This window comes from Pseudomonas asplenii, assembly GCF_001293465.1.
GTDB lineage: Bacteria > Pseudomonadota > Gammaproteobacteria > Pseudomonadales > Pseudomonadaceae > Aquipseudomonas > Aquipseudomonas fuscovaginae_B.
The window spans coordinates 37752-59367 of the sequence record NZ_JSYZ01000009.1; the positions used below are offsets into that span (position 1 = coordinate 37752).

Here is a 21616-nt window from a genome sequence, read left to right on the forward strand (position 1 = left end):
TTTGCCGACGGACGATTGTCCTACAAAACAATCAAGCCATTGATTTTAAAGGATTTTAAAAAGTTGGCACGCCACCTGCTATATCTCTGGCACAACAAGAACAAAAAAGCAGCGAACCCATAAAAATAAGACGTATCGGCTCTGACATAACAAGAACAACACGGCAGAGACGCAGCTAACAGATTCTTTTGAAGTCGGTGTGCTTTCAGGGAACCTCCGGGTCACCCGCAACCGGGCAGAGAACAATAAAACTACCTCAAGGTAGCGCCCGAACTGGTTGGATCTCCTGATAAGGCAGATCAGCGCTCAAAAAAATATGTTTGCTCTTTGACCCCGGATGGGGGTCGCCAAAAACAGCGGTCCAGGGCCACGGTCGACAAAAACAACAACAGGCCGCCCCTCAATAACAAGAAAAGAGCACGCAAACGCATTCAAGGGGAGCTTCGGCTCCCCTTCGTGTTTCTGCCATTTGCCCCCCCTGCTCGCAACCCACTCCCGCCTGCCCCCCTCCTCGCTCGTCGTCCTGGCTCGATTGACAGTCAACGCCATCAGGTTTACGTTAACGTAAAGGTAAGCAAAACGCACAACTCCCCATAACAAAAGGCGACCCCATGAGCTATCCGACCCTGAACTTCGACCTCGGCGAAACCCTCGACATGCTCCGTGATCAGGTGCAGGGCTTCGTCGCCCAGGAACTGGCGCCGCGGGCCGCGCAGATCGACACGGACAACCTGTTTCCCGCCGACATGTGGCGCAAGTTCGGCGACATGGGTCTGCTGGGTATCACCGTAGCAGAGGAATACGGCGGTGCCGGCCTGGGTTACCTGGCCCACGTGGTGGCGATGGAAGAAATCAGCCGCGGTTCGGCCTCGGTCGCCCTCTCCTACGGCGCCCACTCCAACCTGTGTGTCAACCAGATCAACCGCAACGGCAATCACGCGCAGAAAACCAGGTACCTGCCCAAGCTGATCAGCGGCGAACATGTCGGCGCCCTGGCCATGAGCGAGCCCAACGCCGGTTCCGACGTGGTATCGATGAAACTGCGCGCCGACAGGCGCGGCGACCATTTCGTGCTCAACGGCAGCAAGACCTGGATCACCAACGGTCCCGACGCCAACACCTACGTGATCTACGCCAAGACCGACCTGGAAAAGGGTCCCCACGGCATCACCGCGTTCATCGTCGAACGCGACTGGAAGGGCTTCAGCCGCAGCAACAAGTTCGACAAGCTGGGCATGCGTGGCTCCAACACCTGCGAGTTGTTCTTCGATGACGTCGAAGTCCCCGAGGAAAACATCCTCGGTACCCTCAACGGCGGCGTGAAGGTGCTGATGAGCGGCCTGGACTACGAGCGCGTGGTACTGGCCGGCGGCCCGACCGGGATCATGCAGGCCTGCATGGACCTGGTGCTGCCCTACATCCACGACCGCAAGCAGTTCGGCCAGAGCATCGGTGAGTTCCAGCTGATCCAGGGCAAGGTCGCCGACATGTACACCCAGCTCAATGCCAGCCGCGCCTACCTGTATGCCGTGGCCCGCGCCTGCGAGCGCGGCGAGACCGCACGCAAGGACGCCGCCGGGGTGATCCTCTACACCGCCGAACGGGCAACCCAGATGGCCCTCGAGGCGATCCAGATCCTCGGTGGCAACGGCTACATCAACGAATTCCCTGCCGGCCGCCTGCTGCGTGACGCCAAGCTCTATGAAATCGGTGCCGGCACCAGCGAAATCCGCCGGATGCTGATCGGCCGCGAACTGTTCAACGAAACCCGCTGAGGGGCGCGCACATGGCAATCCTGCACACGCAACTCAACCCGCGCTCGGCCGAGTTCGCCGATAACCGCGCGGTCATGCTCGAACAGGTCGACGCCCTGCGCACGCTGCTCGCCCAGGTCCGCCAGGGTGGCGGGCCGAAGGCCCAGGAACGGCACACCTCACGCGGCAAACTGCTGCCCCGCGAGCGGATCAACCGCCTGCTCGACCCCGGCTCGCCGTTCCTGGAAATCAGCCAACTGGCGGCCCACGAGGTGTATGGCGAAGACGTCCCGGCCGCCGGAGTGATCGCCGGCATCGGCCGTGTCGAAGGGGTCGAGTGCATGATCGTGGCCAACGATGCCACGGTCAAAGGCGGCTCCTATTACCCGCTGACGGTGAAGAAACACCTGCGTGCCCAGGCCATCGCCCAGCAGAACCGTCTGCCATGCATTTACCTGGTGGACTCCGGCGGTGCCAACCTGCCACGCCAGGACGAAGTGTTCCCGGACCGCGAACACTTCGGGCGGATCTTCTTCAACCAGGCCAACATGAGTGCCCTGGGCATCCCGCAGATCGCCGTGGTCATGGGTTCCTGCACCGCCGGCGGCGCCTACGTGCCGGCGATGGCGGACGAAACCATCATGGTCCGCCAGCAGGCGACCATCTTTCTCGCCGGCCCGCCACTGGTGAAGGCCGCCACCGGTGAGGTGGTGAGCGCCGAGGACCTTGGCGGCGCCGACGTGCACTGCAAGGTCTCCGGTGTGGCCGACCACTATGCCGACAGCGACGAACATGCCCTGGCCCTGGCCCGACGCAGCGTCGCCAACCTCAACTGGCGCAAGCTCGGCGAACTGCAGCAGCGCGCGCCGATCGCGCCGAACTACCCGGCCGACGAGCTGTACGGGGTGATTCCGGCCGATGCCAAGCAACCGTTCGACGTGCGCGAGGTGATCGCCCGGCTGGTGGACGGCTCGGTGCTCGACGAGTTCAAGGCGCTGTTCGGCACCACCCTGGTCTGCGGCTTCGCCCACCTGCACGGCTACCCGGTGGCGATCCTGGCGAACAACGGCATCCTCTTCGCCGAAGCCGCGCAGAAAGGCGCGCACTTCATCGAACTGGCCTGCCAGCGCGGCATCCCGCTGCTGTTCCTGCAGAACATCACCGGCTTCATGGTCGGCCAGAAATACGAGGCCGGCGGCATCGCCAAGCACGGCGCCAAGCTGGTCACCGCGGTGGCCTGCGCCAGGGTGCCGAAGTTCACCGTGATCATCGGCGGCAGCTTCGGCGCCGGCAACTATGGCATGTGCGGCCGGGCCTACGATCCACGCTTTCTGTGGATGTGGCCGAACGCGCGAATCGGCGTGATGGGTGCCGAACAGGCGGCGGGCGTGCTGGTACAGGTCAAGCGCGAACAGAGCGGGCGCAGCGGCCAGGCCTTCACGGCGCAGCAGGAGGCCGAGATCAGGCAACCGATCCTCGACCAGTACGAGCACCAGGGCCACCCCTACTACTCCAGCGCCCGCCTGTGGGATGACGGCGTGATCGATCCGGCACAGACGCGCGACATCCTCGGCCTGGCCCTCTCGGCGGCGCTCAATGCACCGATCGAGCCGAGCCGGTTCGGTGTGTTCCGCATGTAGGCCTGAATGCCTCCGAACCCTACATGTCCGGAGACTTGACACAACCCGGTAGGAGCCGGGCTTACCCGCGAAGCTTTTAGCGATCTCCCGGGTCTATTCGCAGGCAAGCCCGGCTCCTACAAAAGCGTGTGACGGCAGTCGCCCCCTAAACAAGGCTGCAGCCACGCAGCACAGGACCCATCACCATGACCGACTTCAACACCCTGGAACTGCACACCGACCCCCGCGGCTTCGCCACCCTCTGGCTCAACCGCGAAGCCAGGAACAATGCGTTCAACGCCGAAATGATCCGCGAACTGATCCTCGCCCTGGACCAGGTCCAGGCCAACGCCAGCCTGCGCTTCCTGCTGCTGCGAGCCCGCGGCCGGCACTTCAGCGCCGGCGCGGACCTGGCCTGGATGCAGCAATCGGCCGAGCTGGACTACCACACCAACCTCGACGATGCCCGCGAACTGGCGGAACTGATGTACAACCTCGCCCGCCTGAAAATCCCCACCCTCGCCGTGGTGCAGGGCGCGGCCTATGGCGGCGCCCTGGGCCTGATCAGTTGCTGTGACATGGCCATCGGTGCCGAGGATGCGCAGTTCTGCCTGTCGGAAGTGCGCATCGGCCTGGCCCCGGCGGTGATCAGCCCGTTCGTGGTCCAGGCCATCGGCGAACGCGCCACCCGCCGCTACGCCCTCACCGCCGAACGCTTCAGTGGCCTTCGCGCCCGCGAACTCGGTCTGTTGGCCGAGTGCTATCCGGCTGGCGAACTGGACCAGCAGGTCGGGACCTGGGTCGACAACCTGCTGCAAAACAGCCCGCAGGCGATGCGGGTGAGCAAGGACCTGCTGCGCGAAGTCGGCAGTGGTGCCCTCACCCCGTCCCTGCGCCGCTACTGCGAAAATGCGATTGCCCGCATCCGCGTCAGCCCCGAGGGCCAGGAGGGCCTGCGCGCCTTTCTGCAAAAGCGCCCGCCGGCCTGGCAGAGCGGATCTACCAAGGAGTCCAATTGATGAGTGCCCCCGTGATCACTACCCTGCTGGTCGCCAACCGGGGCGAAATCGCCTGCCGGGTGATGCGTACCGCCAAGGCCATGGGCCTGACCACCGTCGCCGTGCACAGTGCCATCGACCGTGACGCCCGCCACAGCCGCGAAGCCGATATCCGCGTCGACCTGGGCGGCAGCAAGGCCGCCGAAAGCTACCTGCGGATCGACAAGTTGATCGCCGCCGCCCAGGCCAGTGGTGCCCAGGCGATTCACCCCGGCTATGGTTTCCTCTCGGAAAACGCCGACTTCGCCCGCGCCGTCGAAGCCGCCGGGCTGGTCTTGCTCGGCCCCCCTGCCACGGCCATCGACGCCATGGGCAGCAAGTCCGCCGCCAAGGCGCTGATGGAAACCGCCGGCGTGCCACTGGTTCCCGGCTACCACGGCGAAGCCCAGGACCTGGAAACCTTCCGCGAGGCCGCCGCGCGCATCGGCTACCCGGTGCTGCTCAAGGCCACCGCCGGTGGTGGTGGCAAGGGCATGAAAGTGGTCGAGGAGCCCGGCCAACTGGCCGAAGCCCTGGCCTCGGCGCAACGCGAAGCGCAATCGTCGTTCGGCGACTCGCGGATGCTGGTGGAAAAGTACCTGCTCAAGCCACGCCACGTGGAAATCCAGGTGTTCGCCGACCGTCACGGCAATTGCCTGTACCTCAACGAACGCGACTGCTCGATCCAGCGCCGCCACCAGAAGGTCGTCGAGGAAGCCCCCGCACCCGGCCTCAGCCCGGCGTTGCGCCAGGCCATGGGAGAAGCCGCGGTTCGCGCCGCACAGGCCATCGGCTACGTCGGTGCCGGCACCGTGGAATTCCTGCTGGATTCACGCGGCGAGTTCTTCTTCATGGAGATGAATACCCGCCTGCAGGTCGAGCACCCGGTCACCGAAGCCATCACCGGCCTCGACCTGGTGGCCTGGCAGATCCGCGTGGCCAGCGGCGAAGTCCTGCCGATCAGCCAGCAGGACGTACCGCTGCTGGGCCATGCCATCGAAGTGCGACTGTATGCCGAAGACCCGGGCAACGACTTCCTCCCGGCCACCGGCCGCCTGGAGGTCTACCGTGAATCGGCGGCCGGACCGGGCCGCCGCGTCGACAGCGGCGTAGCCGAGGGCGACAGTATCTCGCCGTTCTACGACCCGATGCTGGGCAAGCTGATCGCCTGGGGCGAAAGCCGCGAGCAGGCGCGCCTGCGTCTGCTGGCGATGCTCGATGAATTCGCGGTTGGCGGGCTCAAGAGCAACGTCGCGTTCCTGCGGCGGATCATCGGTCACCCGGCGTTTGCCGCGGCGGAACTGGATACCGGCTTCATCCCTCGTTACCAGGAGCAACTGCTGCCGCCAGCAGAGCCATTGAGCGACGAGTTCTGGCAGGTGGCGGCCCGGGCCTGGGTCCTGAGCCTGCCCGAGACCCGCCGCGAGGACGACCCGGCCTCGCCCTGGTCCGGGCGCAACGGTTTGCGCGCCGGGCTGCCGAGCGAAATCGTGGTGCACCTGAGCTGCCGCAACGAGGATCGGGCGGTGACGCTGGCAGAGGACTTGGCCATCACCTTGCAGGGCGAAACACTGTCCATCGAGCACCAGGGCGTAGGCCAGCGTCATCGGCTGATTCGCCAGGGCACCGAGTTGTACCTGCAGTGGCAGGGTGAACTGCTGGCGATCAGCGCGTTCGACCCGATCGCTGCGGTCGAGGCCAGCCACGGCCACCAGGGCGGCCTCACGGCGCCGATGAATGGCAGTATCGTGCGGATCCTGGTGGAGGTCGGCCAGACGGTCGAGGCGGGTACGCAATTGGTGGTGCTCGAAGCCATGAAGATGGAACACAGCATCCGCGCGCCCCAGGCCGGAGTGATCAAGGCGCTGTATTGCCAGGAAGGCGAGATGGTTGCCGAGGGCAGTGCGCTGGTGGAGCTGGAATAAGGCACCTACCCAACACATACGCCAACCCTGTAGGAGCGTGGCTTGCCCGCGAAGCTTTTAGCGAGCTTTCGGGCCCATTCGCGGGCAAGCCCTGCTCCTACAGAAGTAACCGCCTGAAGATCCGTGTAAAACCATCAGAACTTCGCTGTTGCCTGTACGACTACACCGATAATGCTGTAGTCGTCGGTAAACAGGATCTTCGGATACGTCGGATTCAACGGCTTCAGGTAATCCTGGCCCCCCTCCTGCACCCACTGCCGGAAGATCGCTTCCTCACTGTCGCGCAGTCGGGCCACCACCAACTTGCCCGGTTCGGCCTGCAGATCAGGGTCCACCAGGATCAGCATGCCTTCCGGCACGCTGATGCCCAGCGGCGCGGTCATCGCATCACCCGCCACCTTCAGCCAGAACGCCGCGCCCGAGGCGTAGTGATCGGCCACTTCGTAGTACTGCGCGACCTCGTCATCGGTCCCCGGCTCACGGGTTCTCACCACCGAGCGCCAGTCACTGACCGGGTAGCGGAACGCCGACGTGGTGTCGTAGGCCTGCCCATCACGCTCGGCAGGCAACTGTACCGCCACCGAACGGTCGCGGATCACCAGCGCGACTTCCAGATGCCCAAGCCCCAGGGCCAGGAACACCTTGTTCATGGTTTCCAGGTCCGGCTGGCGGCGCTTGTTCAACCAATGACCGACACCGCCCTGGGATACCCCAACGCGTTCTCCGAGTTTTTCTTGCGTGAGGTCAAGCTCGCGCAGCTTGGCTCTCACCAGTGCAATCCATTTATCCATGGACGGCACAATACGGGCTGTACTCGGGGGATCAATACACAAAATGTATTATATCCAACAAGCGAATGAGTACAATTGGTACTAATCTGCACCTGCTGTTTCGAATTCCCCTCAAAGGCAGGCTCTCCATGACTTCCAGCACCAAGACCAAGACCGAGATCGACACCACGCCCCCCTACGATTCGCTCAGGGACGGGCCCGCGGCCCGACGGGCGCTCGACTATTATTTGAAACCAACCGTTTCAAGCTCGATTGCCGAGGGCAATCCGCGCCGTGTCTGTGAAGACCGGCTGTTCGCCGTACGCCACAACCTCAGCGCCGAAGAGGCGATGATCTATGCCTCCGACCTGCTGCGCTGCGCCGCCGCCACCGCGTATGAAGCAGCCGACGCCCTGCAGGGCTCTTCCCGCGATCTGGCCTTTTCGGTGGTGCACATGATCGACATGGCCAAAGCCATGGTCGACCGCGCCATGAATGTGCAATACCCGGCGCCATAACGCGCGTGCACGGTAACGACGGCCGATACAGGGCCGATGACAGAGGAACATCGAAGTCTGGAGAGAGGGCTGGAAAAATAATTTCCAGAAGAGACAGAAAAACATTTGACTTGCAAATGATAATGATTATTATTGCAAGCAACTGGTCGCGAGATCAGTCGATAAACCTGGAGACCTTAGGTCGGACTCCTGGATTATCTCCTCATCAGGCTAATCACGGTTTTTGACCCGGCTTTTTGCCGGGTCTTTTTTTGCACCCGTTTTACGGGTTCGGCTTCAGGCTAATGAAGACTGGGGCGCTGCCATCTTGATGGGGCAGTCGCGATGGCGCGCATAATAGCAAAGGACCATCAGCCAATGAAAGACCGCCAGCCCCGACAATCGATCGGAAAAAAACCTGAAGTACTTGAGAATCAATATCATAAACACTACCCTGACCCAGCGTCAGGGACGACGCCCCCTTCCCCCGCATCAAATCCGACATGCCTCGGCCAATAGCCGCTTGCCGTGTACAGTAGCAACCACAAGACATCATATTCAGGTACACAGACTATGACCGTGGTTCTGCCCTCACTCAAAATCAGCAGTGACTTCGACAGTGGCAACATCCAGGTGCTGGACGCCAGCAACCCGCAACACCTGCTGCTGGCCATCGAGCCGGACACCCGCAGCCAGCACTTCCAGTGGTTCCACTTCAAGGTCGAGGGCCTGCAACCTGGCCAGTCCTATACCTTCGAACTGACCAACGCCAGCCAGTCCTCCTACAACAAGGCCTGGACCGGCTATCGCGCCGCCGCCTCCCACGATCACCAGGACTGGTTTCGTACCGACACGCGCTTCGACGGCGAAAGCCTGCACATCCAGTTCCAGGCGAAACAGCCACAGGCCTGGTTCGCCTACTTCGAACCCTACAGCCGCGAGCGGCATGACAGGCTGGTCGAACAGGCCCTGACCCATGCCGGCAGCGAACTGCTGGCCATCGGCAAGAGCGCCGAAGGCAGGGACATCCAGCTGCTGCGCAAGGGCAACGGCGACGCGGGCAAGCGCAAGGTCTGGCTGATCGCCCAGCAGCACCCCGGCGAACACATGGCCGAATGGTTCATGGAGGGCGTGATCGAACGCCTGCAGAACCGCGACGATTCAGAGATGAACGCCCTGCTGGACGCCGCCGACCTGTACCTGGTGCCGAACATGAATCCGGACGGCGCATTCCACGGCCACCTGCGCACCAACGCCATGGGCCAGGACCTCAACCGCGCGTGGCAGAACGCCAGCCCGGAAATCAGCCCGGAAGTGTTCTTCGTCCAGCAGCAGATGGCCCAGTATGGCGTGGACCTGTTTCTCGACATTCACGGCGATGAAGAGATTCCCTATGTGTTCACCGCCGGCTGCGAGGGCAACCCGGGCTACACCCCACGGATCGCCGAGCTGGAACAGCATTTTCGTAGCCACCTGAGTGCCCTCACCCGGGACTTCCAGACCACCCACGGCTACACCCGCGACCTGCCCGGCGAAGCCAACATGACCCTGGCCTGCAACAGCGTCGGCCAGCAATACGACTGCCTGTCGCTGACCCTGGAAATGCCTTTCAAGGACAACGACGACGCCCCGGACGCCCGTACCGGCTGGTCGGGCAAACGCTCGGCACAACTGGGCAAGGATGTGCTGAGCAGCATCGCCGATATCGTCGGGCGCCTGCGCTAGCGCTGGAACTGTTTACCTGGCGCGGCCATCGAACTCTGGAAGCCGCCCTTGCGGGAGCCGGCCTGCCGACTCCCGCAAAAGGCCACAGCAAGAGAGCCCATCGTGGGCCGCCGTACCGGACAAGGATTGCTCATGACTGCCCTCACCTCCCACGCCCTTACCCGACCGGGGCGCCTGGAACAGATGTCGACCCGCATCGCCTTCTTCATCGCCGGCTTCGGCGTCGCCGCCTGGGCCCCGCTGGTGCCCTATGCCAAGGCCCGCACCGGGCTCGACGAAGGTACCCTCGGCCTGTTGCTGTTGTGCCTCGGCGTCGGTTCGATCATCGCCATGCCGCTGGCCGGTGCCCTGGCCGGGCGCTTCGGCTGCCGCCGCGTGCTGACCATCGGCACGTTGCTGATCTGCGCCGCCCTGCCGCTGCTGGCGACCGTCAGCTCGGTGCCCTGGCTGGTGTTCAGCCTGTTCCTGTTCGGCGCCGGGCTCGGCACGGTGGACTCTACCGTCAACCTGCAGGCGGTGATCGTCGAGCGGGCCAGCGGCAAGACCATGATGTCGGGCTTTCATGGCCTGTTCAGTCTCGGCGGCATCGCCGGTGCGGCCGGGGTCAGCGCCCTGCTCGGCCTGGGCCTGTCACCACTGGGTGCCATCAGCGTGGTCATCCTGTTCCTGCTGCTGTCGCTGCTCAAGGCCGCCCCTCACCTGCTGCCCTATGGCAGTGAGAGCACTGGCCCGGCCTTCGCCGTACCCCACGGCGTGGTGCTGTTCATCGGCCTGCTGTGCTTTATCGTGTTCCTCGCCGAGGGGGCGATGCTGGACTGGAGCGCGGTGTTCCTCAGCGCCGAGCGCCAGGTACCGGACGCCTATGCCGGGCTCGGCTATGCCGCCTTCGCCCTGACCATGACGCTCGGCCGGCTGACCGGCGATGCCATCGTCCGGCGCCTGGGGGCGAAACGGGTGATCGTGCTGGGCGGCATCACCGCGGCCGCCGGACTGGCCCTGGCCACCCTGACCCCGGCCTGGGAAGCGGCGCTGGTCGGTTATGCCCTGGTCGGTGCCGGCTGTTCGAACATCGTGCCGGTGCTGTACACCGCCGTGGGCAAGCAGAAGGTCATGCCGGAAAGTATCGCCGTGCCGGCGATCACCACCCTGGGCTATGCGGGAATCCTGGCGGGGCCGGCAGCGATCGGCTTCATCGCCCATGCCAGCAGCCTGAACCTGGCGTTCCTGCTGATTGCGCTGATGCTGGTGGGCGTGGCGATCAGCGGCAGGATCCTGCGGGTCTGAGGCTTTCCTATCCTGTAGGGCAGCGCCTCCCGGGCCTCGGCCCGGGAGGCGAACCGGTCAGAAGCCGACGCTCGCCTGCACGAAGAACGTCCTTGGCTCACCCGCGTAAATCCCCGCGTTATTGTCGCTGGAGCGGGTGAAGTAGCGCTGGTCGAACACGTTGCGCACTCCCGCCCCCAGCTTCAGGTTCGACAACTGTGCACCGAAGTCATACGCCCCACGCACGTCCCAGGTCATGTAGCCGGGAATGTTGCCGTACTGTCCGTCAGCGGTCGGCTGGGTGATGTAGTTGCCGTTGAAGCTGCCGTCGGCATTGGTGCCGGTCCCCGGTGCACGCTGGGCCGACTGGGCGAAACCGTCGAGGTTGTAGGTCCAGCGGTTGATCGCATAACGCAGTCCGAGGTTGAGCACCTGGCGTGAATACAGCGGCAGGTCACGATCCTTGAACCCTGGAATGTCGCCCTGGGAGGTCGCCTTGGTGTAGGTGTAGCCGGCATTCGCGGTCAGGCCGTCGAGTGCCGGGTTCAGCGCCGACAGATCGTAGTGCACGGACGTCTCGATCCCCTGGTGCCTGGTCGCCCCCAGGTTGGTCCAGCCCACATCGTTGCTGACGTACTGCAGCTCATCGGCGAAGTCGATGTAGAACAGCGTCACCTCTCCCCCCCAGATGCCGCTGTCATAACGTGTGCCCAGCTCGTAGGTCTTGGCCTTTTCCGGCCGCAGGCCATTGGCGGTACTGTCGCCGTTGCCGCCCTGGGCCACCTGGAAGTACTGCAGGCTGCCGAACGAGGTCTCGTAGTTGGCGAACAACTTCCACGCATCGGAGAGGTGGTACATCACGCTCAGCGCCGGCAGCGGCTCGTTGCTCTCGACACTGCGGTTCTTCTCCTGGACCCGCACGCCGTTCGTGCCCGGCACCGGACGATCATGCCAGTCGGTGTTGATCCGCTCGAAACGGATACCCGGGGTGATGGTCCACTTGCCCACGTCGATCTTGTCGTCGATGTAGAAGGCATTGGCCTCGGTGCCACCGGTACGGTCCTGATAGATATGGCCGTCGGACGTCGGGGTCACGGTCGGTACGTTGTTGACCAGCGCCAGCCGGCTGGTCGACTCGTGCATCGCTTCGCGCAGGTAGCGGTAGCCGACGCTGACTTCCTGGCTGGTCTCGCCCAGTTCGAACACCCGCGAGGCCCGTGGCTCGACGCCAAGGGTGTAGTAGCTGCGCGGGAAGGAACCGAGGGTCTTCTGGTCACGGGCAGCGATGTTGCTGCCACGGAAACTGTCGGTGTAGTAGGTGAGCACCTCGACCAGGGTCTGGTCATCCACCTGCCGCTTGTACTTGAAGGAGATGTCCTTGCGCCGACCGGTGAAATTGTCATGGTCGCGCACCGACTGGTACGGCTTGGCATCGTACTGTTGCTGGGTCAGGCCGCCGGGCATGTCCGCGTTGGCATCGTAGTAGTGCAGGTTCAGCGAAAAATCGTCGACATCGGTCGGCGCCCAGTGGGTCTTGAGCAGCACGTCGTTGATGTCGTTGCCGTTGTTGCTCTCGCGGTAGCCCTGGCCTTTCACCCCGGAATACAGCAAGGCTGCGCCGAAACCATTATCGGCGGTACCGCCGAGGAACGCCGTGTCCAGGTGCTTGACGCCACCGTAGCGGGTGGTTTCCAGGGTGGTGCCGACTTCGCCGGAGAATTTCTGCGGGATCGCCCGGGTCACGAAGTTGATCACCCCGCCGACGTTCTGCGGTCCGTAGCGCACGGAGCCGGCCCCTCGCACCACATCGATACTGTCCAGGTTGCCGACCGAAACCGGCGCCATCGACAGCTGTGGCTGGCCATACGGCGCGAAGGCCGCCGGTACGCCATCGATCAGCACGGTGGAGCGTGGCGACAGCCGTGAAGTCAGGCCGCGCACACCGACATTGAGGGAAATGTCGCTGCCACCGGTGCCGTTGTTTTCCTGCACCTGCACGCCGGGCACGGTCTTGAGCGCGTCCTTCACGTTCATCGCGCCCTGCTCGATCATTGCCTGGCGGCGGACCACGGTGCGCGCGCCCGGATGGTTCTGCACGATCGCCTGGTCGGCGTCACCGAGCCAGTCACCCACCACCTTGACGTCCAGCGGTGCCAGTTCCAGCGAGCCGCTGGCGGCCGGGGTGGCCGGACGCAGGGTCACCGAACCGTCCTGCAGGTCGTAGTCCAGGCCGCTGCCGCGCAAGAGCACGTTCAGCGCCTCCTCCGGCGACAGGTTGCCGTCCACCGCAGGGGCCTGCTTGCCGGCCACCAGTTGCGGATTGAAGAACACTTGCAAAGAGGTCTGCTGACCCAACTGGCTCAAGGCCGACGCCAGCGGCTGGGCCTGGATATGAATGGCGGTATCGGCCCGGGCCGCCTGGCTCAGGGTCGCCACGCCGGTCACCGCCAGCACGAGGGCCAGGGCCTGGGAGCTGGGCAGTGCACTACGGATCGCCTGGTAAAGCGCGTTGGGTTTATTGTTGTTCACGTCTGACCTTGTCCTGTTGTTCGCCAATAGATGCGAGCGTTAATGCAAACCAGTTGCAGTTGGACAGAAGACGACGAACTCGAAAAAAACCTGAATCTATTTTGAAATTATTTCCTGCGAGCCGTCGGCACGGCTGCGCACGGCCACCGGCAGGATGTTCGGCAGGGCCTTGAGCAAGGCATCGGTGTCGTTGAGCTTGAACACGCTGGTCAGGCGCAGATTGCCCACCGCCGGGTTCGCCACCGTCAACGGCCTGTCCCGGTAGCGCGAGACCTCGGCGACCACGTCGGCCAGGCTGGCGTTGTTGAACACCAGCTTGCCGCTGCGCCAGGCGGTCAGTTCCCCGGGGTCGACCGCCTGGGCCGCCGCGACATTTCCCTGGGCATCGACCCGCGTCCCGAGGCCTGCGGTGAGGCTTACGAACTCGTCGTCCCGGGCGTTGCGCCCCTGGACCCTGACCGTCCCCGCCTCGACCACCACCCGCGTCTGCGTCGGATCGCGACGCACGTCGAAGCGGGTCCCGGTCACCGTCACCTTGCCGACGCCGGTCTGCACCACGAACGGCCGGCTGCTGTCGTGCTCGACGCTGAACAGCGCCTCGCCCTGCTCCAGCTCGACGGAACGCCGATCGCGTTCATAGCTCACCCGCACCCGGCTGCGGCTGTTGAGATCGATCACCGAACCATCGGGCAGGGCCACCTGGCGACGCTCGCCGAGCACCGTGGCGAAGGTCGCACTGTAGGGCGCCGGATGATTCAGCCCGCTGAACAGGCCCAGCCCGACGGCGACCGCCAGCACTCCGGCGGCCACCGCATAACGCAGCAGCGGCCGGCGCCGCGAACGCTCCGGCGGCACCTCGCAGAGTGCCTGCAGGCGTGCCCGGGGCAACAGGTCGGTGGCACTCCAGAGCCCCTGGAGCAGGTCGAACTCCTCCTGGTGCAGCGGGTGCCGGTTACGCCAGGCATCGAACTCGGCCTGCTGCACGGCGCTCAGCGGCGCCTCCTGGACCCGCACGAACCAGGCGGCGGCCTCCTCACGCACCGTGTTGGCATCGCAGGTGCAATCACGGGTATCCATCATGGAAAGTCCTGTCCGAATGAAGTTTGCATCGCCTCGCCCATCATTGCCCCGGCTCGTCCAGACGCTCGCGCAGATGCCGCAGGGTGCGGATCATATACTTCTCGACCATGTTCTTGGACAGCCCCAGGCGTTCGGCGATCTCGGCCTGGCTCAGGCCCTCGATCTTCTGCCAGACAAACGCCTTGCGACAGTTGACGGGCAACTCGGCCAATGCCCGCTCGATGGAGTCGGCCAGCTGGATGGCGTGCATGAAATGCTCCGGGTCGCCGCTGGGCGGCGCACTGTGATCGATCGCGTCCAGTTCCAGGGCGCCGCGCCGGTCTTCGCGGCGATAGGCATCCACCGCGATGTTGCGCGCGGTCTGGTGCAGGTAGGCGCGCGGCTGCTCGACGCTGTCGGCCCGGCTTTCCAATACCCGCACGAACGTATCGTGAGCCAGGTCCTCGGCTTTCTGACGGTTGCGCAGTCGGCGGGTCCAGGTGCCGATCAATTCTTCGTAGTGCTCGAAAAAGCCGGGTCTGCGAGGTGGCTGGAGGTTCATGGCGACGGGCGATGAAGGCTGGGCGTGAATAATAATGCTTCCTATTAATACCCGCAATTCATTACAAACGCCGAGCGGACAAGCCGGCGTTAATTGGAAACATTCTTGCTTAGCGCAACGGCTCTGCTATAGCTAAACCCACTCACCTTTTCTAGTAGGGCAACGGAATGCCAGCGATCGGGACCTGCCGGTAAACACCGCCCTCGTATCTGGAGGAAATGGAATGGCTACGGCGAAAAAGATGAGTGTCATACAACTGACCATGCTCACCGCGGTAAACATGCTTGGCTCCGGCATCGTGCTGCTGCCGACCAAGCTGGCGGAGGTGGGCGGCATCTCGATCCTGTCGTGGCTGGTCACCGCCACCGGCTCCCTGGCCCTGGCCTACGCCTTCGCCCGCTGCGGCATGCTCAGCCGCAAGACCGGCGGCATGGGCGGCTACGCCGAATACACCTTCGGCAAGGGCGGCAACTACATCACCAACTACACCTACGGCCTGTCGCTGCTGATCGCCAACGTGGCGATCTCGATCACCGCGGTCGGCTACATCCAGACCCTGTTCCACCTCACCCTCACGCCGGTGCAGATCTGCCTGGCCACCATCGCCCTGCTCTGGCTCACCACCTTCGCCAACTTCGGCGGCGCCAGCATCACCGGGCGCATCGGTGCGGTGACGGTGTGGGGCGTGATCGCGCCGGTGCTGTTCATTTCCACCGCGGGCTGGTTCTGGTTCGACGGCGCCAGGTACATGGCGGCCTGGAACCCCCACGACCTGAACTGGTGGCAGGCGGCCAATGCCTCGGTAGCCATTACCCTGTGGGCCTTCCTCGGCCTGGAGTCGGCCTGCGCCAACACCGATGCGGTGGAAAACCCCGAGCGTAACGTGCCCATCGCCGTGCTCGGCGGCACCCTCGGCGCGGCGGTCATCTACATCGCCTCCACCAATGCCATCGCCGGCATCGTCGACAATGCCGCGCTGGTCTCCTCCACCGCGCCGTTCGGCCTGGCCTTCGCGCAACTGTTCACGCCGACGGTGGGCAACGTGGTGATGGGCCTGATGGTGATCGCCTGCGTCGGCTCGCTGCTCGGCTGGCAGTTCACCATCGCCCAGGTGTTCAAGAGTTCCGCCGACACCGGCTACTTCATCCCGGTGTTCGCCAAGGTCAACAAGGCCGGCACGCCGATCATCGGCATGCTGATCCTGCTGGCGGCGCAGACCGCCATCGGGCTGCTGACCATCAGCCCGGACCTGTCCAAGCAATTCGATGTGCTGGTGAACCTGGCGGTGGTGACCAACCTGGTGCCGTACATCCTGTCGATGGCCGCGCTGATGACCATCCAGAAAGCCGCCAACGTGCCGCCGGGCAAGGCCCTGGCCTCGAACATCGTCGCCCTGATCGCCGCGGCCTACAGCTACCTGGCGCTGTTCAGCTCCGGTGAGCAGGCGCTGATGTGGGGCGGGCTGGCGACCTTCTTCGGCTATACCCTGTTCGGCTTCGTCAACAACCGTCTGATTCGCCTGGAAACCGAAGGCCGCGTCAGCGTGCCGGTGCAATCGGTCAGCGCCCGGCACATCAGCCATGAAGAGCGGGCCGCGTCCCGCCTGGAGACCCTCCATGAGTGAGCCCCGGAGCAACCTCGGCATGCTGGCCCTGCTGGTCAGCACCGCCCCCGACAAACGCACCGTGTTCGGCCGTGCCCTTGGCCAGCTGATCACCGAAGTGGAAGAACGCTCGATCAGCGTGCTGCTGTCCGAGTCTCTGCCCGACGCCACCGCCATTCTCCGTTCGGACCCGGCCATCCAGTGCCTGCTGCTGAACTGGGGCATGGACCACAGCGAAGGCCACCAGCAGTGCATCGACCTGCTGCACAACCTGCGCGAACGCAACACCCGGGTACCGGTGTTCCTGATCAGCGACCGCAGCACCGCCAGCAATATTCCGCTGGTGGTGATGCAGCACGCCGACGATTTCATCTGGCTGCCGGAAGACACCAGCCGCTTCCTCAGCGGCCGTATCCTGGCGGCCATCGAACGCTACCGCCAGGCCGTGCTGCCGCCGATGCTCGGGGCGCTGCTGCGCTTCTCGCGCTCCTACGAATACTCCTGGCACACCCCGGGCCATGCCGGCGGCACGGCGTTCCTCAAGAGCACCGCGGGCCGGGCCTTCTACGAGTACTTCGGCGAGAACCTGCTGCGCTCGGACCTGTCGATCTCGGTCGGCGAACTCGGCTCGCTGCTCGACCACTCCGGCCCCATCGGCCAGGGCGAGCGCTACGCCGCCAAGGTCTTCGGCGCGCATCGCACCTACTACGTCACCAACGGTTCCTCGACCTCGAACCGGGTGATCCTGATGGCCAGCGTCACCCGCAACCAGATCGCCCTCTGCGACCGCAACTGCCACAAGTCCGCCGAGCACGCCATGACCCTGTCCGGCGCGCTGCCCACCTACCTGCAGCCGACCCGCAACCGCTACGGCATCATCGGCCCGATCCTGCCGCAAACCCTGGAAGCCGGGGCCATCCGCGAGGCCATTGCGCGCAACCCGCTGGTCAAGCCCGGCATCGACCGGACGCCGATGCACGCGATCATCACCAACTCCACCTACGACGGCCTGTGCTACAACGTCACCCGCGTCGAGGAACTGCTCGGTGCCAGCGTCGACCGCCTGCATTTCGACGAGGCCTGGTACGGCTACGCCCGTTTCAATCCGCTGTACAAGGACCGCTTCGCCATGCACGGCGACCCGGACGAACACAACGCCGACAAGCCCACGGTGTTCGCCACCCAGTCCACCCACAAGCTGCTCGCGGCCCTCTCCCAGGCCTCGATGATCCACGTGCGCAACGGCCGCAAGGCCATCAGCCACGCACGCTTCAACGAGTCGTTCATGATGCATGCCTCGACCTCGCCGAACTACGCGATCATGGCTTCGTGCGACGTCAGCTCGGCGATGATGAGCGCGCCCAGCGGGCAGATCCTCACCAACGAATCGATCGAGGAAGCGATCTCCTTCCGCCAGGTGATCGCACGCATGCATGCCGACCTGGCCAGCCAGGGGCAGTGGTTCTTCTCCTGCTGGCAGCCACCGTCGGCAAAGGTCGACGGCCAGACCGTGGACTTCCACAAGGTCGATCCGGCCCGCCTCAAGAGCGAGCCGCAGCATTGGGTACTGCACCCGAACGAGCTGTGGCACGGCTTCGGCGACATCGAGGACGGCTACTGCATGCTCGACCCGATCAAGGTGTCGGTGCTCACCCCCGGCATGGGCGACGACGGCAAGCTGCTGCCGTTCGGCATCCCCGCCTGCGTGCTCAGCGCCTACCTGTCGCGCCAGGGCATCGTGGTGGAGAAGACCACCGACTTCACCATTCTCTTCCTGTTCTCCATCGGCATCACCAAGGGCAAGTGGGGCACGCTGGTCAACGCCCTGCTCGACTTCAAGCGCGACTACGACACCAACCTCGACCTGGAACTGTGCCTGCCCGACCTCGCCCAGGCGCACCCGGACCAGTACCAGCACCTGGGCCTGAAGGACCTGTGCGAGCGGATCTTCCAGGCCATGAAGCAGCACAGCACCACCAGCGCCATGGCCAACGCCTTCGCCGCCTTGCCCAAGGCGGTGTACAGCCCGGTGGAGGCCTACGAAAAACTGGTGAAGGACGAGGTGGAGCTGGTGACGCTGGAAGAAGCCACCAACCGCGTGGTCGCCACCGGTATCGTGCCCTACCCGCCCGGCATCCCGCTGTTGATGCCCGGTGAAAACGCCGGACCGCTGGACGGCCCGCAACTGACCTACCTGCGCGCCCTGGAGAGTTTCGACCGGGCGTTCCCGGCCTTAGCCCATGACACCCACGGCATCGAGAGCCAGGGCGGGGTGTACCGGCTGCTGGTCATCAAGTAGGGGAGTTGACGGCGCTTGCCGGTAGCCGATGCTGCCGGCAGGCGCCGGTCAGGCAAGCGGCCCTTGCCAGGGGTAATCCGCGGGTTCGAAGCGTTCGCGGGTGTCCATCCGGACATTGCGCAGCCTCACGGTTTCCAGGTGCGAGGCGTACAGTTTTTCCGAGAAGTAGGTGCCCAGCAACGAGCGACGGTGCCCGCCGCCGATGTTCAGAGTGCCCGCATGCACCAGGTCGGCATCGAATACCAGGATGTCACCCGCCCGGCCGCAAAGCTGCACGGCGCCGGACTCATCACTGAAGTCGACCGGTGGCGCTGCCGGCTGCGGGCGATGGCTGCCGGGGACGATCCGCGTCGCGCCGTTGTGCGGGCCGTAGTCGTCCAGATAGGCCAGGAAGTTGACGGTGTCGCCTGGCCGCAGTGCCGACAGGTCGCGGTGCAACTGCTGCTGACCGCCACCGGCCAGCGGTTCGCGGCCCTCCACCTGGGACAGGAAGAACCGCTCGCCGATCAACTCGCCAACGGCCGCCAGCACCTGTGGCAGATGGCAGACCGCCTGAACCTTCGGCTCCAGGTCCAGCAGCGAATGCCGCCAGTCCATGCCTCGCGGCACCGGCCATTGCGCCGAAGGGATGATACCCGCGTCGAACACCACGCGAAGCTCATCCAGCCACGGCGTCGGGATCGCCTGACGCAGCAGGACATGGCCGTCCCGAAGCAGTTGCTTGCGGTCAATCATCAGGGTCCGGGCTCCGTCAGTTCGATTCCATTGCCAGCAATGTCCGGAACTGCGCGGCGCTCGTCAAGCGGTCGCATCCACCTCGCCTTCGGGCCGCGCCACCGCGGCCCGGGAGCGCCAGGCAAACACCAGCACCATCACCAGGCCCAGTACCGCCATCGCCGCCCCCGCCAGGGAGATCGCCGGATAACCCAGCCCGGCGTTGATCACCGCCCCACCCAGCGCGGCACCGATGGCGTTGCCGAAGTTGAATGCACCGATGTTCACCGCGGAGGCCAGGTTGGGCGCATCCTTGGCCGCTTCCATCACGCGCATCTGCAACGGCGGGACCAGGGCAAAACTGGCGATACCCCAGACCAGAATAGCCACTGCGGCCGGCAACGGCCAACGCACCAGCACCGAGAACGCCAGCAACACACCGATCAGCACCATCAGCGAGACGATCAGCGTACGGTCGATCGAGCGATCCGCCGCCTTGCCGCCCCACATGTTGCCCAGGGTCAGGCCCACGCCGAACAGCACCAGCATGCCGGTAATGAAGCTGGTCGATGCATGGGTCTCACTGCTCAGGATCGGCGCGATGTAGGTGAACACGGTGAACATCGCCGCCGAGCCGACCACCGTCAGCGCCAACGCCGACAGCACCGGCCCTCGCCCCAGCACGCGAATCTCGGCCAGCACGCCGTCGTTCTTCGGCAACGGCAGGTTGGGCAGGGCGAACCACAGCGAAACCATCGCCACCAGGCCCAGGGCGGCAATGCCCCAGAACGCCGTGCGCCAGCCCATCAGCTCACCGAACCAGGTCGCCAACGGCACGCCACCGATGGTTGCCAGGGTCAGCCCCATGAACATCGCCGCCACCGCGCCCGCGCGCTTGTCCGGCGGGACCACGCTGGCCGCGACGATCGAGCCGACGCCGAAGAACGCGCCGTGGTTGAGCGAGGTCACCACCCGGGCGACCAGCAGGCTTTCGTAACTGGTGGCCAGCGCCGACATCAGGTTGCCGAGGGCGAAAATCGCCATCAGGCCGATCAGCAGGTAACGCCGCGGCACCCTGACCGTGGCCAGGGTCATCAACGGCGCACCGATCAGCACACCCATCGCATAGGCACTGACCAGCAGCCCGGCCGCGGGAATCGAAACACCGAGATCGGCCGCAATGCTCGGCAACATGCCCATGGGGGCGAACTCCGTGACACCGATGCCGAAGGCACCGATGGAGAGAGCTACAAGGGGGGGATTGATACGCATGGTTGACTCCTCATCTGTGCCGCAAATGCTACAATTCGTAACTTCCTGGCAGTAGCCCACCTTCACGACAATCACCTTTGCTTGCGAGGCACAAATGGATTTCAACGGCCGATCCGGCGAAATGGAGGTGTTCGTCAAGGTGGCGCAGGCCGGCAGCCTGTCGGCCGCCGCGCGGGCCCTGGGCCTGACCCCGTCGGCAGTGAGCCGGATCATCGCCCGCACCGAACAGCGCATCGGCACCCGCCTGCTGCTGCGTACCACCCGCGCCATCACCTTCACCGCCGAGGGCGAGGCGTACCTGCGCGGTGCACGGCGCATCCTGGCCGACATGGATGAAGTGGAGGAAGCGATCACCGACCAGGGCGTGCCAAGGGGGCGGCTGCGGGTCAGTGCGGCACTGGCCCATGGGCGACTGACCGTGGTACCGCTGATCGCGGCCTTCAGCGCCCGCTACCCGAAGATCCTGGTCGACCTCATGCTCGGCGACGAGGTCGTCGACATCCTCGGCGGCCAGGCCGATGTCGCCCTGCGCTTCGGCCATCTGCCCGACAGCCCCCTGAGCGCCCGCTGCATCGGCGAAACCGGCCAGGTCGTGGTCGCTTCACCCGAGTATCTGGAACGCCACGGCGTTCCCCGCGAACCGGAAGACCTGCTCAAGCACAACTGCCTGCGCTTCAGCTTCCGCCGGGCCGAGCCCGACTGGCCGTTTCTGCGCGATGGACAGCATTTCTCACTGAAGATCGCCGGCAATATCGAATGCAGCAGCGGCGAGGCATTGACCCAACTGGCCCTGCTCGGCGCCGGTATCGCGCGCATCGGTGCCTTTTCGGTAGCCGACGAGTTGAAAAGCGGTCGGCTGGTACCGCTGCTGGAGGCTTACAACCCCGGGGACCGCGAGCCGATCCATGCGGTGTTCGTCGGGGGGACGGCGATGACGGCCCGGGTCCGGGTGTTCGTGGATTTCCTGCTGGAGCACCACAGGATGTGA

General features: G+C 64.7%; 16 protein-coding genes. 10 read left to right on the forward strand and 6 right to left on the reverse strand.

Features of this window, described 5'->3' with window-relative positions; all coding sequences use genetic code 11:
* The first annotated feature begins 611 nt into the window (after nt 1-611).
* From PF66_RS12160 to PF66_RS12175, 4 genes are all read left to right on the forward strand, one after another.
* Nucleotides 612-1775, forward strand: a complete 1164-nt coding sequence (locus tag PF66_RS12160) for an isovaleryl-CoA dehydrogenase (protein WP_054062824.1) — start codon at nt 612-614, stop codon at nt 1773-1775.
* 11 nt (nt 1776-1786) lie between these two features.
* Nucleotides 1787-3394 carry a carboxyl transferase domain-containing protein gene (locus PF66_RS12165; RefSeq protein ID WP_054062825.1) on the forward strand — a complete coding sequence of 536 codons (1608 nt, stop codon included), beginning with the start codon at nt 1787-1789 and terminating at the stop codon, nt 3392-3394.
* A 185-nt stretch (nt 3395-3579) separates the two neighbouring features.
* Complete coding sequence (locus PF66_RS12170) at nt 3580-4392, forward strand: gamma-carboxygeranoyl-CoA hydratase (RefSeq protein ID WP_054060331.1); 813 nt, start codon at nt 3580-3582, stop codon at nt 4390-4392.
* On the forward strand, nt 4392-6335 hold the full coding sequence (locus PF66_RS12175; RefSeq protein ID WP_054062826.1) for an acetyl/propionyl/methylcrotonyl-CoA carboxylase subunit alpha: 1944 nt from the start codon (nt 4392-4394) through the stop codon (nt 6333-6335). Before PF66_RS12170 ends, PF66_RS12175 begins: the two co-directional genes overlap by 1 nt.
* A 134-nt stretch (nt 6336-6469) precedes the next feature.
* Here the strand turns inward: PF66_RS12175 and PF66_RS12180 are convergent, their stop codons facing one another.
* Nucleotides 6470-7126, reverse strand: coding sequence for a LexA family protein (locus tag PF66_RS12180; protein ID WP_054060333.1), 657 nt, complete (start codon nt 7124-7126; stop codon nt 6470-6472).
* Nucleotides 7127-7254: 128 nt separating this feature from the next.
* Between PF66_RS12180 and PF66_RS12185 the strand changes: the two genes are divergently transcribed.
* From PF66_RS12185 to PF66_RS12195, 3 genes are all read left to right on the forward strand, one after another.
* Nucleotides 7255-7623: a DUF6124 family protein gene (locus PF66_RS12185; RefSeq protein WP_054062827.1), complete on the forward strand. Its 369-nt coding sequence runs from the start codon at nt 7255-7257 to the stop codon at nt 7621-7623.
* 552 nt (nt 7624-8175) lie between these two features.
* Nucleotides 8176-9327, forward strand: a complete 1152-nt coding sequence (locus PF66_RS12190; RefSeq protein ID WP_054062828.1) for a M14 family metallopeptidase — start codon at nt 8176-8178, stop codon at nt 9325-9327.
* Between the two features lie 132 nt (nt 9328-9459).
* Nucleotides 9460-10611, forward strand: coding sequence for an MFS transporter (locus tag PF66_RS12195; protein ID WP_054062829.1), 1152 nt, complete (start codon nt 9460-9462; stop codon nt 10609-10611).
* A 57-nt stretch (nt 10612-10668) separates the two neighbouring features.
* Here PF66_RS12195 and PF66_RS12200 read toward each other — a convergent pair whose 3' ends face one another.
* The 3 genes from PF66_RS12200 to PF66_RS12210 form a co-directional block, all read right to left on the reverse strand.
* Nucleotides 10669-13083 carry a TonB-dependent receptor gene (locus tag PF66_RS12200; protein ID WP_054063115.1) on the reverse strand — a complete coding sequence of 805 codons (2415 nt, stop codon included), beginning with the start codon at nt 13081-13083 and terminating at the stop codon, nt 10669-10671.
* Nucleotides 13084-13215: 132 nt separating this feature from the next.
* The gene (locus tag PF66_RS12205) at nt 13216-14199 is read right to left on the reverse strand and encodes a FecR family protein (RefSeq protein WP_054062830.1); all 984 of its coding nucleotides are present in this window, start codon (nt 14197-14199) and stop codon (nt 13216-13218) included.
* 40 nt (nt 14200-14239) lie between these two features.
* Nucleotides 14240-14740, reverse strand: coding sequence for a sigma-70 family RNA polymerase sigma factor (locus PF66_RS12210; RefSeq protein WP_054060269.1), 501 nt, complete (start codon nt 14738-14740; stop codon nt 14240-14242).
* A 223-nt stretch (nt 14741-14963) separates the two neighbouring features.
* Between PF66_RS12210 and potE the strand changes: the two genes are divergently transcribed.
* Both potE and PF66_RS12220 read left to right on the forward strand, forming a co-directional pair.
* Nucleotides 14964-16364 (forward strand): putrescine-ornithine antiporter, encoded by a 1401-nt coding sequence (gene potE, locus PF66_RS12215; RefSeq protein ID WP_054060268.1) that lies wholly within the window; start codon nt 14964-14966, stop codon nt 16362-16364.
* Entirely contained in the window at nt 16357-18642 is a 2286-nt protein-coding gene (locus PF66_RS12220; protein ID WP_054062831.1) for an Orn/Lys/Arg decarboxylase N-terminal domain-containing protein, read from the forward strand. The genes potE and PF66_RS12220 overlap by 8 nt, the downstream gene beginning before the upstream one ends.
* Before the next feature lie 48 nt (nt 18643-18690).
* Here PF66_RS12220 and PF66_RS12225 read toward each other — a convergent pair whose 3' ends face one another.
* Both PF66_RS12225 and PF66_RS12230 read right to left on the reverse strand, forming a co-directional pair.
* Nucleotides 18691-19377 carry a phytanoyl-CoA dioxygenase family protein gene (locus tag PF66_RS12225; RefSeq protein ID WP_054060266.1) on the reverse strand — a complete coding sequence of 229 codons (687 nt, stop codon included), beginning with the start codon at nt 19375-19377 and terminating at the stop codon, nt 18691-18693.
* Between the two features lie 63 nt (nt 19378-19440).
* Nucleotides 19441-20628 (reverse strand): MFS transporter, encoded by a 1188-nt coding sequence (locus tag PF66_RS12230; protein WP_054062832.1) that lies wholly within the window; start codon nt 20626-20628, stop codon nt 19441-19443.
* Nucleotides 20629-20722: 94 nt separating this feature from the next.
* On the opposite strand from PF66_RS12230, the gene PF66_RS12235 reads away from it, so the two are divergent.
* A complete protein-coding gene (locus tag PF66_RS12235; protein ID WP_054062833.1) occupies nt 20723-21616 on the forward strand; it encodes a LysR family transcriptional regulator in 894 nt (297 codons plus the stop codon).

What these genes read in the sequence shown, in the direction of transcription:
- PF66_RS12160 (WP_054062824.1), top strand. Translation starts at nt 612, where the DNA reads ATGAGCTATCCGACCCTGAACTTCGACCTCGGCGAAACCCTCGACATG.
- PF66_RS12165 (WP_054062825.1), top strand. Translation starts at nt 1,787, where the DNA reads ATGGCAATCCTGCACACGCAACTCAACCCGCGCTCGGCCGAGTTCGCC.
- PF66_RS12170 (WP_054060331.1), top strand. Translation starts at nt 3,580, where the DNA reads ATGACCGACTTCAACACCCTGGAACTGCACACCGACCCCCGCGGCTTC.
- PF66_RS12175 (WP_054062826.1), top strand. Translation starts at nt 4,392, where the DNA reads ATGAGTGCCCCCGTGATCACTACCCTGCTGGTCGCCAACCGGGGCGAA.
- PF66_RS12180 (WP_054060333.1), bottom strand. Translation starts at nt 7,126, where the DNA reads ATGGATAAATGGATTGCACTGGTGAGAGCCAAGCTGCGCGAGCTTGAC.
- PF66_RS12185 (WP_054062827.1), top strand. Translation starts at nt 7,255, where the DNA reads ATGACTTCCAGCACCAAGACCAAGACCGAGATCGACACCACGCCCCCC.
- PF66_RS12190 (WP_054062828.1), top strand. Translation starts at nt 8,176, where the DNA reads ATGACCGTGGTTCTGCCCTCACTCAAAATCAGCAGTGACTTCGACAGT.
- PF66_RS12195 (WP_054062829.1), top strand. Translation starts at nt 9,460, where the DNA reads ATGACTGCCCTCACCTCCCACGCCCTTACCCGACCGGGGCGCCTGGAA.
- PF66_RS12205 (WP_054062830.1), bottom strand. Translation starts at nt 14,199, where the DNA reads ATGATGGATACCCGTGATTGCACCTGCGATGCCAACACGGTGCGTGAG.
- PF66_RS12210 (WP_054060269.1), bottom strand. Translation starts at nt 14,740, where the DNA reads ATGAACCTCCAGCCACCTCGCAGACCCGGCTTTTTCGAGCACTACGAA.
- potE (WP_054060268.1), top strand. Translation starts at nt 14,964, where the DNA reads ATGGCTACGGCGAAAAAGATGAGTGTCATACAACTGACCATGCTCACC.
- PF66_RS12220 (WP_054062831.1), top strand. Translation starts at nt 16,357, where the DNA reads ATGAGTGAGCCCCGGAGCAACCTCGGCATGCTGGCCCTGCTGGTCAGC.
- PF66_RS12225 (WP_054060266.1), bottom strand. Translation starts at nt 19,377, where the DNA reads ATGATTGACCGCAAGCAACTGCTTCGGGACGGCCATGTCCTGCTGCGT.
- PF66_RS12230 (WP_054062832.1), bottom strand. Translation starts at nt 20,628, where the DNA reads ATGCGTATCAATCCCCCCCTTGTAGCTCTCTCCATCGGTGCCTTCGGC.
- PF66_RS12235 (WP_054062833.1), top strand. Translation starts at nt 20,723, where the DNA reads ATGGATTTCAACGGCCGATCCGGCGAAATGGAGGTGTTCGTCAAGGTG.